This is a genomic window from Pelovirga terrestris (assembly GCF_014773365.1).
Taxonomy (GTDB): domain Bacteria; phylum Desulfobacterota; class Desulfuromonadia; order Desulfuromonadales; family Geopsychrobacteraceae; genus Pelovirga; species Pelovirga terrestris.
The window spans coordinates 1-15,477 of record NZ_JACWUN010000011.1 but is presented as its reverse complement, the minus strand read 5'-3'; the positions used below and the strand labels follow the sequence as shown (position 1 = coordinate 15,477).

Here is a 15,477-nt window from a genome sequence, read left to right as displayed (position 1 = left end):
CTAGTTTGGCGTAGCGATGTTCATATTCCTGCTTTTTTCCTCTCTGGTGAAATTTCCTCGTAACCCTGATGGTACGTGAGGTTGGACAGCAGGTATCCAGCGTAACCGAGTCCAACCCCCAACAGGTCTGCAACGCCCCCCATGGTCAGGTTGTGGCGGCGGAATTCCCGGTTGGTCTGAGTAAGCAGATGGGTCGGGTCGTGACCACCAAGGATACACTCTTCGAGGCGCGCCCCTGCCTGTCGGAGCAGGGTCAATCCCTGTTCGCCACAGCGGTGAAGGCTGGTCGAGTCCTGGACCTTTTGCATCAGGCGGGCCAGGGCCAGATAAACGCGCCGCGGTTCTTCGAGGGTACGCGGGTCATTGAGAATAGGAAGAATGGTGTCAAAAAGATTCGGCAGGCCAGCCAACGCCTCAGTGACAATGCCGGCAGCAGGGTGCTGGCGCCGGACCTGCTCGCCGTTGCTGCTTTGCTCTTCCCGCTTGGCAAAAAAAGCTGCAGCAATCTGTATGACGGACTGTTGCAACGCCTGGGGATCGTCGGGATTGGCTTGATCGGCGGCGACCAGAATCAGTCCGCAGAGGAATATCCCTCCACGATGGGTATTGCTGCCCAGTTGTTTTATCATAGTATGTTCCGCCTGCCGACCGATAGCGATCAGTTCGTCCGGTCCGGCGTTCCTGAGCAGCGCTCCAGCCAGTTCCTGCAGATAGCCATCAACCAGCCGGATCGAACGACACATAAGGAGCAGGTTCAGATCCGGGTGGGCACCATTGTCCCTCAAATCAACCAGTCCCGGCTTGGGGGTCAGATACAACTCGGCCCGCAAGCCGTTGGCCAGAGCGGTGGCCAGGGTTTCAAGTCGGGAGGTGGTCACGGAGGCGTTCAAGGTAGCGTTGCAATTCCTGGGAAGAGTGACGGCCGAGGCGGATACATTCGGTCGCTGGTGCCGGACAAAGGAAACAGGAGCGGGGTGGATGTCCGAGCTGCTGTCGGTGGTAAGGCACTGCATTATTGTCATAAATATCAATATCAAGCAGGCGCGCGGCGGCGCAACTTTCTTCGATCATACAGCCGATCTGTTTAGCTGCTACCGCCGGCAGGTTGCCGGCATAGAGGGCCCAGGGACCCAGAACATCGGTGTGCCGGGTGATTGGTTCAAGATCCTCAATATAATACTTAAGTTGTTGCTCCCCCCAGGTAATCAGTGGATCGAAACCGGTTTCCTGCTTGTCCCGCCCCGGGAGGTTGAGTGACAACAGCACCAGGGTCCGGGAATCGCCTGCCGTCCGCTGTTCAAGCGCGCGCTGGCGCTCGTCGCGGGCGGCGAGGATGTCACTCCTTAACTTTGCGTACAGCATCGATAATGGTCCCATCCCGGTACTCGATCAGGGCCACAACTTCGTCGGTAAACTCGATCGGGTGCGGCTCACCGGTGATGCGACAGGCTTCCTCTCTTAGTTCGTGAATATCGCGAACCGGTACTTTGCGCCTGATCAGTTCCTCCTTGAGTTCCTGCTGATGATTATTAACGGCGATGCCGCGTTCAGTGACGATAACATCAATGGTGCGTCCCGGTGTGGTGACCGTGGTCACGGTATCACGGATGATCGGTAGCCGACCACGCAGCAGGGGCGCGGTGATGATCGATAATTTGGCTCCCGCTGCGGCGTCACTGTGGCCGCCGGTATTATGCAGCAGGTAGCCATTGGATTCGGTATTGACGTTGACGTTGAAATCGACATCGATTTCGGTGGCGCCGAGGATAACACAATCAAGCAGGTTGACCATCGCTCCGGCATTGAAGGGATTGGCGTAGGTGTCGGCGCTCATTTCCTGATGGTGCAGATTGCGGCCGATCGACTCCACTGCCTTGAGATCAAAACACTGAACATCGAACAGGGTGCGGAACAGCCCTTCTTCAAGCATATCGACAAAATAGCCGGTGATCCCGCCACAACCGAAGCTCCCTTTAATCTGGGCCTGACTCATCATCCGCCGGACCTGTTCGGCCACCGCCAGGGAAATCCCCCCGGCTCCGGTCTGAAAGGAAAAGCCATCGCGCAGCAGGCCTGACGCATCGATCACCTGGGCGGCGTAGCGGGCAATCTGCAGGCCGACCGGGTCACGGGTTATCTGGGTAGTCGTCGAGACGATTTTGCGCGGGTCACCGAGGCGGTTAACCTCAACAACATAATCAACCAGCGACTGGGGAATCGACACCGGTGTGACCGGAGCAGCGCTCAGATTGTCGGTAACCGCAACCACACAGCGGGCATATTGGGCATCGGTGAAGGCATAACCGAGGCTCCCACAGGCTGACGGACCGAAAAAGCCGTTCATGTTGCCGTAACAATCGCAGGACGGTGCGGCGATAAAAGCCACATCGACTACCACCTCGCCGGTGATCAGGGAGCGGGCCCGGCCACCGTGGGTGCGCACGATAATCGGACAGTCAAGCTCGCCGCGGGAGACCATTTCGCCGATCAGACCATTGACCCCACATTCAAATCCGCTGATGACCCCTTTTTTGATAAAAGGGATCAGTTCGGCGTGGACCGGATGAACCGAGCTGGAGGCGATGCGGATATCGCGCAGGCCCAGGTTGTCAATTTCACGGACGACCAGGTTAAGCAGGGCGTCACCGTTGCGCAGGTGATGGTGGGTGGCGATACACATTCCACTTCTCAGCCCGGAAGCTTCGATCGCTTTGCGCAAGTTGCCGAGCAATTTTTTATCACCGGGGTTATGCCGCCGCAGTGGCCGGGTCGCGTGGTTGCCGACCGGTTTGCGGTTGTAGGGATCCTGATAGGGATGAACCGTTTTGCCAAAAAAATGTTCCGGCAGTGGCCGGCCCAGACTATTTGTGACCATAGATAACCTCTTCATCCAGTGGCATATCGATCAGACCGTGGGCCTGGGCGGTTTTGAGGATTTTCAGGGCACGTTTCACCACCGGAGCATCGATCATTTTTCCGCCAAGTGAGATGACTCCGGTCCCCATTTCCCGCGCTTTCTGGATCGCTTCAATGACCTGCAAGGCATAATCAACCTCTTCCTGCTTCGGGGCGAACACCTCATGCACAATCTCGATCTGACGGGGGTTAACCAGGGATTTTCCCGAGAAACCGAGGGTTTTGATCAGGGTTGTTTCGCGGCGCAGGGCTTCCATGTCGGATACATCGGAAAAAATAGTATCAATCGCTTGAATTCCGGCAGCTTTACAGGCCCAGACTACACGGGTGCGCGCAGCAAACAGTTCCTCTCCAGTCTTGGTGCGTTCAATTTCCAGACTGGCGGTGTAATCTTCGGCGCCAAAAGCCAGACCGATCAAACGATTGGAGCTGCGAGCGGTCTTGATACAGTTGATGACCCCTTCAGCCGTTTCAATTGAAGGGAGAATCTTGAAATGGCCGATGTCAATCCCCAGTTCTTCCTCGAACTCCGTCAACACCGTATCCAGTTGTTCAACTAACTCCGGGGAATCGGCTTCCGGCAGACGGATGCCATCAGGCAGAGCCGGAAGGATCGCCAGCAGATCCTGTTGCCACCAGTCGGTTTTCAGACCGTTGATGCGAACGAAAATCTCCTTGTTGCGCTCCCGATAAGTGCTTAAAAAACTGTGCACCAGGGTTCGGGCGGCGTCTTTTTCACTGTATGGAACGGCATCCTCAAGATCGATCATGACCGCATCACTTTCAAAGATCGGAATGTTCTGCAGCATTGATGGCATATTGCCCGGCACATAAAGGAGGGAACGGCGCAAGCGAAAGGAATCTTCCATGGTTAATCCTCTTCAATATAGATGGCTGGTGTACCGGAAGATTTTGAAGCATAGCGTGCGACTCCGGTCACCTGCATTTCGCAGAGGGCAATTTCACAGCCGGCAAAAACTTCAGCATCAAACAGGTGTCCACCAGCGACTTCACCCGAACTTTTCCCCAGCAGAATATGGAGATGGATATCTACGCTGCCGGAACTTTCGGCAATCAGGTTACCTTCAAGCCCGATCAGCTCCAGGGGGCCTTCGAGGTGATGACGGCTCATCCGTGGTTCGGAGATGGGGCGTTTGGCCCCTGATTTAATGCCGCGAAACTCGGCCTTGCATACCGAACCGACCGCCGAAACGATTACCGCGTGGTGGATGCCCGCGTCCAGGGCAAATTGGTTAAGGCAGGTCCGAAGGCTCTCTCCCGGTTCAATCTTGATCAGGAAATTGCGTCCCGGTTGCCACTGGCGATAGTGGAGGCCGTTCATGATGATGTCCTTTGGTCGGCGCAGGCGCGCAACAGACCTGTTTCCAGGCGCGCGGCGATGGCGTAATCGAGGGCACCGCGATCGCTGATGCGAATGACCCCGCTGGTGATGGAAAAACGCTGGAGAACACTTTCAGCCTGCTTGCGAATGAGGTGTTCGAATTGTTTTTTTACCGTTGAGTCGATTTCAAGCCTTAGTTGCGGCGCGGGCTCGAGAAAGACCATCAGATCGCTTGATTGCATGGTTCCGGCCTGGGCTTTGCGAACGATTTCCATCTTAGTGTCTCCTGCGATAGTTTTTACTGGCAGTCAGTAGCTTGCGCCCTTCAGCGCTGCGTAGAAACTCCAGAGTTGTTGCCGGGACCAGCTTGCGCAACGCTTCGTAGTTCTCATTTTTCAGGGCTTTGCGGACGCGAAAAGCGCTGATTGGGGTATCTGCGCTCAGTTTTCTTTCCAGCTGGATGGTCTGGATTCCTTCCGGTCCAAGGATACGGGGCATTGTATCGCTGTAGCTACGGGTGGTTCGGCAGTAAGGTTCGGTACCAATAAAGCGCCGGGTGATGCCAAAAAAAGGTGCAATCTTTCGGGCAAAGAGCAACAGATCGATCTCCATCTGCAGTTGCAGCCGATCATCATCCTGCTTTAAAAAATAACCTGGAAAGGTCACCTGGCTGACGGCGTAGTCAGAGGTATCCAGAACCGAAACGTTGTCCAGATCGGCAGTGCCTGCTCTGACCAGGGCCATACGTACGTCAAAGGGAAAGAGCGAACGATCTTCACGGACAACAAAGATATAGAGGTGATCTACCTGTGCCGCAGCAGTTTCGATCAGATAGCGGTGTCCCAGGGTAAAGGGGTTGCAGTTAACGACGACCGCGCCATTGCTGCCGGCCAGTCTAAGCTCACGGTGCTGCTGCAGATAACTCAACAGTCCCTGTCCGTATTCGAGCAGACAGATATTGCCGTGGCTCACCAGGGGGAAAAAGTTGAGATGTTCAAAGGCACCACGGTTTTCCAGAGTAGTAAAGATGAAAAAATTGCGAATGTCGCTGTAGGCACAGCTATTGATCAGCGCAGTAACCAACGCGCCGAGACATCCCCCCCCGCGGTGACTTTGCCGAATACAGATCATCTTGAAAACATTGTGACTGCGGGCCGCTGTCGCGACCAGTTCGCCGTCTTCAAACTTGCCGACCAGGAGATCATAATCTTCTTCGAAGCTGAAGCCGTTTTCTTCGACCAGCGCTCTGGCCAGATTTCGGTCGCGTTCGTTAATCAAATTGACGACCATGGGGTGCTGCTTCCTTTCTGATGTGACGGCAGACAGTTTTCCTATAAAGAATCCATAACACGATTCAGGCCTTCCAATCAGTGGAAATCAGCAATTATATCCCAACTTTCGGTCAACCATTGTTTTATCGAGAACTGGTCCGTGGGGCAGGGTCCCTCCGCTGAAGTTTTTATTTCTAATGGGTGCTGGTAGGCTATACTTAAAACAAAGAAGGTTACTCTTGGAGGTGAGACTCATAAGTTTGAAAGGGGTAAGCATGCGAACAGCCAAACAGATTCTATTGATCGTTCTCGGGGCCTTGCTGGCCGTTGTGATTCTGCAGAACACGGCTCCGGTGAGGATCCAGTTCCTCTGGTTTTCCGGTCAGATATCGACCGTTGTGCTGCTGTTCCTAACGGCTGTCGGTGGTTTTGCTATGGGGGTTATCGTCGCCCTGTTGCTCAAAGGGCGGGGCAAAGATTCGGATACCGCATCCTCACAAAAACGATGACCAATTCGCGTCGATTGTGACCGGCTTTCATCTCCGAGAGGAACGGAAATGGACAATCTTAAAATTATCCTGTTGTGGTTGTGGGATATTTTGCAGTGGCCGATGATAGAAACAGCGGACACACGCATCACCGCTTGGGCCATCCTGTCCTTCGTGGTGCTGGTGGTCGGGTTGCTGTGGTTTGCGCGCAAAACGCAGCGTTGGCTGGCAGAGGGGCCGTTGCTGCGGGTGCGCATGAGCGAGAGCGCACGTTATTCTATCGGGGCTTTGGTGCGCTACCTGATTCTGTTGATTGGCCTGCTGATCATCCTCCAGACTGTGGGGATTGATCTGACCACGTTTAATGTTCTGGCCGGTGCTATCGGTATCGGTGTCGGTTTTGGTTTGCAGAACATTGTCAGTAATTTTATCGCCGGGTTGATCATCATGTTTGAACGACCGGTCAAAATGGGTGATCGGATCGTAGTTGGTGGGGTCGAGGGGAATGTCGTCAATATCGGTGCCCGCAGTACCACCGTGCTGGATAATGATAACATCGCCGTGATTGTCCCCAACTCCAAGTTTATTACCGACGATATTGTTAACTGGAAATACAACAACAACGAAGTGCGTTTTCGCATACCCGTCAGTGTTGCCTACGGCAGTGACGCCCGCCAGGTGGAAAAATTGTTACTCGAAATCGCCGACCAGGAAGATGATGTCTTGAAGCTTCCACCGCCTGCGGTCAGGTTCCTTGAATTCGGTGATAATGGGTTGCTGTTTGAGTTGCGGGCCTGGTCGTCGAGCCTGGTTGATCGCAAGGGCAAATTGATCAGTCAGTTGAACTTCGCGATATATGAGCGCTTCAATCAAGAAGGTATCGCTTTTCCCTTCCCGCAGCGGGATATTCACCTGCGTAGCGGCGTGCTCGAGGTCCGCCGGGCTGACAGCGCCAACCCACCTGAGTCGGTGTCCGACTGATGGTTGCAGCCAAAAAAAGAAAAGGAATCGTTGTTGTTATTTTTGTCCTCGCTCACGTGTTGGGGGCCTTGTCATCGATCGATGCTCTGATGGCGACCCGCACCGCACCGGGAGCTGTGGCCTGGATCATCTCTTTGAACACGTTCCCTTACGTTGCCGTGCCCAGTTACTGGGTGTTCGGCAGTAATCGCTTTAATGGTTACGTGATCGGGCGTAAGTCGGGGGATCATCATCTGTATCGGGAATTATCCCAGAAGATGTCTCAGGTCACTCGTTATGCCACCGAAATTCCTGAATCCCAGAGCAAGCTTCAGGTTCTAGAGTGGCTTGCCAAGTTGCCGGTGATGGGTGGCAACAGCGCTGAACTGCTGGTTGATGGTGAGCAGACCTTTGCCAGCATTTTTGAAGGGATTGACGCCGCCCGGGAGTACCTGTTGGTGCAGTTTTACATCGTCCGTGATGATGGCCTTGGCCGTGAGCTCAAGCGGCGTCTGGAGGAGCGCGCCAGAGCTGGGGTGCAGGTTTATTTTCTTTATGACGAGATTGGCAGTTATCGGCTGCCTGGTCGTTTTGTTGATGAAATGCGTGCTGCCGGCATCGATGTCCGACGCTTCCATTCCACTCGCGGAACCGGCAACCGTTTTCAGTTGAACTTTCGCAACCATCGCAAGATTGTCGTTGCCGATGGACATGCCGGTTGGTTGGGCGGGCTGAATGTCGGAGACGAGTATCTGGGGCTCAATCGCCGTATCGGTGCCTGGCGTGATACCCACCTGAAGCTAGAAGGACCGGCGGTTTTTAAATTGCAGCTGTCTTTTCTGGAAGACTGGTACTGGGCCAGCGGGGAAATTATCGATTGTGACTGGCAGGCACCCGTCGCCGCTGAAAACGGTTTGCCGGTGCTGGTTCTCCCCAGCGGCCCGGCGGACCGCTTCGAAACCGCCAGCCTGATGGTGCAGCATGCCATTTCCTCAGCCCAGCACCGCGTCTGGATCGCCAGCCCCTATTTTGTCCCGGATGAATCGGTGCTTAACGCCCTTAAATTGGCCGGCTTGCGTGGCATCGATGTGCGGGTGCTGATCCCCTCACGGCCTGATAACTTATTGACCCATCTTGCGGCCTACGCTTTTATCGGCCCACTGCTCGACGCCGGGGTGCAGATTTATCGTTATGAAGCAGGCTTTTTACACGGCAAAACCATGTTAATTGATGATGCCGCCTCGGCTATCGGCACGGTCAACCTGGATAACCGCTCGTTCCGTTTGAATTTTGAAATTACCGCCTGGGTTTTTGATCAGGATTTTGGACAACAGATGACACAGATGTTTGAAGAAGATTTTTCCCGCTCCAGGCAAATGACTCTAGCTGAAATCATCGATCGTCCCTGGTGGCTGAACACGGCATCCAGGGCTGCGTATCTTACTGCACCGGTTTTATAGCGTTTGTTCTTGCCAAGGTTGTCTTTCCCGCAAGAGATGAAGATAAAAGTTTTCTCGATCAGAAATATTACAAAACCAGTCTTCATTTATGGTCACTATCGTGTATAATCTCTCCCTTGTGACACAATATGTAGTGATGACAAAGCAACAGTGGGAGGGTATATAAAAATGGCAAAACGTTATCGGGTGATCAAGCGTAATGGGGAATCAGCCCCGCTCGAGATCGCCAAAATCCGCAAAGTGATTCAGTGGGCCGCCGAAGGGCTTGATATCAACCCGATCAAGCTTGAATCGAGCCTTGGCCTGCATTTTCGCAACAACATGACCACCGGGGAAATCCATGAAACCGTCATTGAAACGTCCCTGCGTCTGACCTCGATTGAGGAACCTGATTGGCGGATTCTGGCAGCCCGGCTCAAATTGGTTGATTTCTATAAACGGGTCCATATTGCCCGCGGTATCCCCTATGAATATCGCTATCCGAGCTACTGCGCGACGGTAAAAAACTTTGTCGACAAGGGGATCTATTCGCCGGTGCTGCTGGAAAAATATTCCGACAAGGAGCTGCACAAGGCCGGTCAATTTTTGAAGCAGGAATACGACTACGATTACGACTATGCCGGTATCAGCCTGCTGATCAAGCGCTACATGCTCGAATATGACAATCAGGTCATTGAAATGCCGCAGGAGGCATTACTGACCATCGCCCTGCTGATTGAGCAGAACCAGCCCTCTTCGGTCCGGTTGCAGCGCGTGCGTGATACCTACACCATGCTCGCTCGCCGCAAGATTTCCCTGGCAACCCCGATCCTCATCAATCTGCGCCGTCCCAACGGTAATCTGTCCAGTTGCTTTATCACTGTTTTTGATGATGACACCAACAGCATCTTTCACACCTTTGAACAGGTCGGCCAGATCAGTTCCGGTGGCGGCGGGGTCGGCGTCAGTATCAGCCGGATCCGCTCCCACGGGGCGCGGATCCGTAATTCTCTGGGGCGGGCCGGCGGGGTCGTGCCTAATATCCGTGTGGTCAATGATATCGCCCTCTATTTCAATCAGGGAGGTAAACGGGCCGGAGCGGTCACCGTGGCGTTGGACAGCTGGCATCTGGATATGGAGGATTTTCTTGAAATCCAGACCGAGAACGGTGATCAACGGCGCAAGGCCTATGATGTGTTTCCTCAGGTGGTGGTAACCGATCGTTTTATGCGTGCGGTAGAGGGTGGTCAAGACTGGTATCTGTTCGATCCCCATGAAGTTCGGAGTAAATACGGGTACGAGCTGGCCGATCTGTGGGGTGATACCTTTGAGCAGGCTCTAGATCATTTGTATGCTGAGGTTAAGGCCGGTCACATCGAACTCTTCGAAAAGGTCAATGCCAAATCCCTCTATAAACAGATCATGAAGGTACAGATCGAAACCGGCATGCCCTATATCGCTTTTAAGGACACCATCAACCGCGCCAACCCCAACAAGCATGTCGGCATCATCCCCTGTACCAATCTGTGCGTCGAATCCTATTCGGTGGTCAAACCGTCGCTTATCGGGCCGCAGCGTTTTGACGGCACAACCCTGTGTCGCGACGTCGAGCCGGGGCTGGTGCATACCTGCAACCTGGTGTCGATCAATATGGCCAACCTCGAGGATGATGAACTGCCGGCCATCTGCGAAACATCCGTAAGGATCCTGGATAATTGTATCGATATTACTGATGTTCCTGTCGCAGAAGGGCAGCGGCATAACGAGCTGTTACGGACTGTCGGTGTCGGCATGATGGGGCTGGCCGATTATCTGGCCCGGCGCGACATCCCTTACTCCGGGGCGGCAGCAAAAGCGGCTGAAGTCGGCGAGGCCTTTGCCTATCATTGCACCGCGGCCAGTTGTCTGCTGGCCGAGGAGCGGGGCGCTTATCCGCTGTTTGACGGCAGTGAATGGGCGCAAGGAAAGATTCTCTGTCGTGAGCGCCAGTGGTTTAAAGACCATGGCACGCTGGACTGGAACCCACTGTTCGAACGGATTGCTGAGCACGGCATCCGTAACAGCCATATCACCGCTATTGCCCCCAATACCAGCAGTTCGATTGTTCAGGGCTGTACCGCCAGCGTGTTGCCGATCTTCAGCAAATTTTATATCGACAATAACAGCAACGGCACCGTGCCCATTGTTCCTCCCTACATCAAAGACAAACTCTGGCACTATCAGGAATCAAAGAATATCGATCAGCGTGATGTCGTCAATCTGGTCGCCCAGTTACAAATCTGGGTGGACACGGGCATTTCCATGGAACTGCTGTTCAACCTCAACAACAATCTGACCGCGAAAGATATTTATGAGACTCACCTGCTGGCCTGGAAGAAAGGGTGCAAGGCGATATATTATACCCGCAGTATTCAGAAAAACAGTAATCTGATAACAGACAAAGAGGAGTGTGTTTCCTGCTCGGGATGAGTGAAAGGAGAAACTATTGATGCAAGCGAAGCGACTGTTTAATCCAACTGGGGATGATTCCCTGGAGACCCGGCGTATCGTCGGCGGTAATAGCACCAATATATTCAATCTTAACAATGTTCGCTACCAGTGGGCCAATCGCATGTACCGCAACATGATGGCCAATTTCTGGATTCCGGAAAAAACCGACCTGTCAAGTGATCTCGAACCCTACAAGCACCTGACTGTTGAAGAGCGGCAGGCTTATGATGGCATTCTCTCCTTTCTGATCTTCCTCGACAGTATCCAGACCAACAACCTCTCCAATATTAATGATTTTATCACCGCCCCGGAGGTTAACCTGCTGATCGCTATCCAGCAGTACCAGGAAGCGATTCACAGCCAGAGTTACCAGTACACGGTCGAGTCGATCATTCCGGCCGATCGCCGTAATTCGATCTACGATAAATGGCGCTCCGACAAGGTGCTGTTCGAGCGCAACAAATATATTGCCCAGATCTATCAGGATTTTATCGATGAACCGTCACAGGAGCATTTTTATCGGGCGATTATCGCTAATTATCTGCTGGAAGGGCTTTACTTCTATAACGGCTTCAATTTTTTCTACAACCTGGCCAGCCGCCACCTGATGCTCGGCACCTCGGAGATCATCCGTTACATCAATCGTGATGAGTTGACCCATTGTGTATTGTTTGAACTGATTGTGCGTGAAATCCGCGAACTGGAGCCGGAATTTTTTCCTGCCGCCGAGGTCGAAACCATGTTCCGGACCGCCGTTGAGCAGGAGATCGGCTGGACCAGCCACATCATCGGCGACGGTATCCTCGGCATCAGCGAAGAGACCACGGAGCTGTATACCAAGTGGCTCGCCAACGAGCGTTGGAACAAACTGGGATTTTCCGGCAAGCTCTATGAAGGGTACAATAAAAACCCCTATCTCCACCTGGAAAAACTGGCCGACACGGAAGGGGAAGGGAGCGTCAAGAGCAACTTCTTTGAATCGACGGTATCTGCCTACAATCAGTCGTCGGTGCTCGACGGGTGGGACGATTTTTAACCCAGCGTCGCATATTTTTTCGGCGCAGAATGCCAGACCCTGCCCCGCAACGCCCGGGCGCATAATCCGGCCAGGTTTTCTGCAAGCGTCACCTTAGAATAGATTTTTGTTCTCTTGCGGGCAAACTATGATATCATCTGCGCCCATGGACACGAATAATTTTGAGGACATCCTCCATCAGGTGACCGAGTCGGCTGAGAATGGCTCGTATCAGCTTGCTTTGACCTATTTAAGCCAGGCTGGCCAATACAGTAATAACCCGGTGCTGCAAAGTTACCGTGCTTATTGTACGGCAGGATTGACTGCTGATCGCAGGAAACTCAGGGAAGCTCTGAGACTCTGCCAGGATTCGATGCAACGCGAAAGCGGCAACTCAACCCACTACCTGTTGCAGGGGCGGATTCTTTTGTTGATGGGGGATCGTAAAAATGCCATCAAGGTGTTCCAGTCAGGGTTAAAGGTTGCACCCAATCCAAAAATTATTGCTGAAATTAAACGCATCGGAATGCGCAAAAAATCTGTTTTTGAAAAGCTCGATCGCGATCATCCCTTAAACCTGTACCTGGGAAAATTATTCAGCCGTCTGGGATTGCGATAACCCTTCCCCCTTTTTCCCCTTTTTTCCGGGGACATAATGCCAATTTAAAAAACTTGTTTTGGCTGGATTAATCCGCTAATCTGTTTCCTCATTAATGACACCTATGTTGCTGATCCGGAGGGGGATATGGCACGTTTTGCCCGACTGGTTGTCCCAGAATACCCACACCACATCACCCAGCGTGGCGTCCGTTCTATGGATGTCTTCGCTGACAATCACGACCGCCTTACCTACCTGCAGATCCTGGCTGAAGAGTCAGCCGCCGCCGGCGTCACCTTTCTGGCCTGGTGTTTGATGGCCAACCATGTCCACCTGATTGCCGTCCCCGAACATGAAACCTCTCTGGCACGAGCTATCGGAGAAACCCACCGCCGCTATACCCGCATGAAGAATTTCCGCGAGGGGGTGCGCGGTTATCTGTTCCAGGGTCGCTTTGGTTCCTGCGTGCTTGATCAACAGCACCTGCTGGCAGCAGCACGCTATGTCGAGCGTAACCCGGTTGCTGCCGGTATGGCGTCTTCTCCCGTTGATTATTCCTGGTCCAGCGCCCGCTATCATTGCGGCATCAACGATCAGGATCCACTGATCAAAACCCCGCTATTGCCTGAAATGGTAGATAACTGGTCGAACTTTCTACAGACCACGGATGAAAAGCAGGATCGTTTGATCTTCCAAAAGACCAAAACCGGCCGTCCGGTAGGCGGATCTGCATTTATTGAAAAATTGGAACAGTTCACCGGGCGGACCCTTAAGATAAAGGCACCGGGTAGACCGAGGATTGAGGGGAAATAGGCATTATGTCCCCGGAAAAAACATATACAATTTACAAGGAGGGGGAGTTCAAAATGAAAAAAGTCTGTGGCTTGATAGCTGTGGCGATTGTTGGGGTGGTGTTTGTTTTCACGGCCGGCTCTTTTGCCGAGAGAGTCAATCCTGGCGAAGATTTCCGCTATGCCCGAAGAACAGAAGCCTATATCAATGCACAACCGATGTTCGAGATCCTCTACCGCATGGCCCTGGAGCAGGATAAAAAGTTTGGGCTGCAGCCTCATTGTAATTCCCAATACCAAGTAAAGCCGCTCGGCACCATTATTCTCTCCCCGATTAACTTTCCAGATGACCGCCCGCATCCGACCGAGGGGATCTGGAACTATCGTTATCAGATTGAGCGTTGTGGGGAAGCGAAGATTTACAATACGCTATTTATCGCCACTGACAACGGGGAAGCGCCGACACCTCGGATCTATTACCCGGGCACAACCAGTGCCGACCCATTGTTGATTAAGGATGCGATGTTGTCGGCTCTTGTTGTTGCAACTGCAACCGATCCGCACTTAAAAGACTGTCGTGAGATTGATGTGTTTGATATGCAGGTCACCAAGGCTCCCCATACGGTCACTGAAGAAAACAGGGGCGTGTCAGGTGGTTGGAGCGAAGACTGGACCTTCAGGATGTGCGGCCAACTGGCTACGGTTGGCATCACGTTCACTCCTGATCAAAAGAATGGTGGCACAACCTTTTCAATAAATCCCTCCAAATCGGGTGTCGGCGGATGAGATTTTTCTGATGATAGCCATGATAAGTAAAGTTAAAGGGAAAGTCATATGAAGTCTCGAACAGATAGAAGGACCGTCAACAGGTATTTGACCGCGTTATTTCTGATTTGCCTGGTGCAATTGATGATTGCAGCGTCAGTTTTTGCTGTCGAAAATCATCCCGGTTACCCGCTGCTGCCATTAGAAGAAATGCGGATCTCTGTCTATACCAAGGCGTTTGCCGAGCGTTTCGGATTGCCTGCTCCTGCTCCGGGTACAGAGCCGGACGGTGGATTGGAGGCCATCGAATTTGCAATTGAAAAGGGTCGGTTCGCCCCATATTACTATCTCAATATCTATCTGTATGTGGACAGCTCTCTGCCCATCAAATATCCGGAGGAAGGGGTTGCGGGCGAAAAATATATGTTAATAAAAGGGACCCATTTTTTTGGTAGATCACATGATATGTGGATGAGTTGGCCCGAAGAAGACCGATTGCATTTCAACGAAAGACAGGGTAGCTACCATCGCAAGGCCAATCTAGCCACAATGGACTATATCCCAGGGAAAAAAGGTGCGACGACAAGTCTCTATTACCGGGAGTTTCACAAGGATATTTTACCTGGCTTAGCCTATATCAAACTCGACTGTTCGCCGCCCTCTGTCATGATCGACAGACCTATAATTAATGTCGGTATTTGGTTACAAGTGGAGAGTCAAGTGGACTATCGAAGCCGTATCGAAATTGATACGGATGACTTTTTAAAGTTTGCCATCCCCGATGGCGTGTTCAAAGAGGTGAGGAAACAAAGCCTTAGGGCACGAAAGGCGAATGAAACAATGGATATTTTAATGCGTGAACCAAAACAGGCTGTTAAATAACCTTAAAGGAGGGGGATGATGAGTTATTCCAACCAGCTATTGAATGCCAACCTCAGTGAAAAAGCCTACACCAATTGGACTCAATCGGACATTGAGAACTCTACCGTTGCTTATACCGATGCAAATGGTCACAACTGGACTGTGTATGAAGTTTCTGAAACCACAGGCTATGACAATGGATTTTACGGGGTTGCGTTTAAAAATTCAATAACTGACGAAGTTGTTGTTTCTTACAGGGGAACGGACGGACCGCAAGATATCACGTCAGATCTTCAGATTGCTTTTGGCGTGAACGTGCCCAATCAATACCATAATGCCAAACAGTTCTATGATGACGTAAAACGTAAAACTGTCGACGACAATTATCAATCCCCCGGTGTAACCGGCCATTCCCTAGTGTCCTGTTTGGTTAGTCCTTTATATTAATTTGCTGCTTTTGCTCTTTGAACCGAATCGATGATTACGGCAGCACTTTTCGTCCATTTAAATGGTTTGGCACTTGCGGCGTTATGGACCTTGA

Annotated in this window: 17 protein-coding genes; 10 read left to right on the top strand and 7 right to left on the bottom strand. The window is 52.3% G+C overall.

Annotated elements, in window-relative coordinates; all coding sequences use genetic code 11:
• Positions 1-20: 20 nt before the first annotated feature.
• From ICT70_RS10185 to citC, 7 genes are read right to left on the bottom strand one after another with little or no spacing between them, the layout of a single operon-like run.
• The gene (locus ICT70_RS10185) at positions 21-878 is read right to left on the bottom strand and encodes a triphosphoribosyl-dephospho-CoA synthase (protein WP_191156224.1); all 858 of its coding nucleotides are present in this window, start codon (positions 876-878) and stop codon (positions 21-23) included.
• Complete coding sequence (locus tag ICT70_RS10180; RefSeq protein ID WP_191156222.1) at positions 859-1,362, bottom strand: citrate lyase holo-[acyl-carrier protein] synthase; 504 nt, start codon at positions 1,360-1,362, stop codon at positions 859-861. Before ICT70_RS10180 ends, ICT70_RS10185 begins: the two co-directional genes overlap by 20 nt.
• Positions 1,337-2,875, bottom strand: coding sequence for a citrate lyase subunit alpha (citF, locus tag ICT70_RS10175; protein WP_191156220.1), 1,539 nt, complete (start codon positions 2,873-2,875; stop codon positions 1,337-1,339). The genes ICT70_RS10180 and citF overlap by 26 nt, the downstream gene beginning before the upstream one ends.
• Positions 2,862-3,785 carry an HpcH/HpaI aldolase/citrate lyase family protein gene (locus tag ICT70_RS10170; protein ID WP_191156218.1) on the bottom strand — a complete coding sequence of 308 codons (924 nt, stop codon included), beginning with the start codon at positions 3,783-3,785 and terminating at the stop codon, positions 2,862-2,864. The genes citF and ICT70_RS10170 overlap by 14 nt, the downstream gene beginning before the upstream one ends.
• Positions 3,786-3,787: 2 nt before the next feature.
• Positions 3,788-4,258, bottom strand: a complete 471-nt coding sequence (locus tag ICT70_RS10165; RefSeq protein WP_191156216.1) for a PPC domain-containing DNA-binding protein — start codon at positions 4,256-4,258, stop codon at positions 3,788-3,790.
• Entirely contained in the window at positions 4,255-4,533 is a 279-nt protein-coding gene (gene citD / locus ICT70_RS10160; RefSeq protein ID WP_191156214.1) for a citrate lyase acyl carrier protein, read from the bottom strand. Before citD ends, ICT70_RS10165 begins: the two co-directional genes overlap by 4 nt.
• 1 nt (position 4,534) lies before the next feature.
• Complete coding sequence (gene citC / locus ICT70_RS10155; protein ID WP_191156212.1) at positions 4,535-5,548, bottom strand: [citrate (pro-3S)-lyase] ligase; 1,014 nt, start codon at positions 5,546-5,548, stop codon at positions 4,535-4,537.
• A gap of 256 nt (positions 5,549-5,804) precedes the next feature.
• On the opposite strand from citC, the gene ICT70_RS10150 reads away from it, so the two are divergent.
• From ICT70_RS10150 to ICT70_RS10105, 10 genes are all read left to right on the top strand, one after another.
• Positions 5,805-6,038, top strand: coding sequence for a LapA family protein (locus tag ICT70_RS10150; protein ID WP_191156210.1), 234 nt, complete (start codon positions 5,805-5,807; stop codon positions 6,036-6,038).
• 48 nt (positions 6,039-6,086) lie between these two features.
• Positions 6,087-6,998 (top strand): mechanosensitive ion channel family protein, encoded by a 912-nt coding sequence (locus tag ICT70_RS10145; RefSeq protein ID WP_191156208.1) that lies wholly within the window; start codon positions 6,087-6,089, stop codon positions 6,996-6,998.
• Positions 6,998-8,437, top strand: coding sequence for a cardiolipin synthase (gene cls / locus ICT70_RS10140; RefSeq protein ID WP_191156206.1), 1,440 nt, complete (start codon positions 6,998-7,000; stop codon positions 8,435-8,437). Before ICT70_RS10145 ends, cls begins: the two co-directional genes overlap by 1 nt.
• A gap of 168 nt (positions 8,438-8,605) precedes the next feature.
• On the top strand, positions 8,606-10,885 hold the full coding sequence (locus ICT70_RS10135) for a ribonucleoside-diphosphate reductase subunit alpha (protein WP_191156204.1): 2,280 nt from the start codon (positions 8,606-8,608) through the stop codon (positions 10,883-10,885).
• A 19-nt stretch (positions 10,886-10,904) separates the two neighbouring features.
• Positions 10,905-11,942 carry a ribonucleotide-diphosphate reductase subunit beta gene (locus tag ICT70_RS10130; protein WP_191156202.1) on the top strand — a complete coding sequence of 346 codons (1,038 nt, stop codon included), beginning with the start codon at positions 10,905-10,907 and terminating at the stop codon, positions 11,940-11,942.
• 145 nt (positions 11,943-12,087) lie between these two features.
• On the top strand, positions 12,088-12,540 hold the full coding sequence (locus ICT70_RS10125) for a tetratricopeptide repeat protein (protein ID WP_191156201.1): 453 nt from the start codon (positions 12,088-12,090) through the stop codon (positions 12,538-12,540).
• Positions 12,541-12,666: 126 nt separating this feature from the next.
• Positions 12,667-13,332, top strand: coding sequence for a transposase (locus ICT70_RS10120; RefSeq protein ID WP_191156199.1), 666 nt, complete (start codon positions 12,667-12,669; stop codon positions 13,330-13,332).
• A gap of 53 nt (positions 13,333-13,385) precedes the next feature.
• The gene (locus ICT70_RS10115; RefSeq protein WP_191156198.1) at positions 13,386-14,096 is read left to right on the top strand and encodes a hypothetical protein; all 711 of its coding nucleotides are present in this window, start codon (positions 13,386-13,388) and stop codon (positions 14,094-14,096) included.
• 123 nt (positions 14,097-14,219) lie between these two features.
• Positions 14,220-14,957: a hypothetical protein gene (locus ICT70_RS10110; protein ID WP_191156197.1), complete on the top strand. Its 738-nt coding sequence runs from the start codon at positions 14,220-14,222 to the stop codon at positions 14,955-14,957.
• An 18-nt stretch (positions 14,958-14,975) separates the two neighbouring features.
• Positions 14,976-15,383, top strand: coding sequence for a Tle-like phospholipase domain-containing protein (locus ICT70_RS10105; protein ID WP_224746969.1), 408 nt, complete (start codon positions 14,976-14,978; stop codon positions 15,381-15,383).
• Positions 15,384-15,477 lie beyond the last annotated feature (94 nt).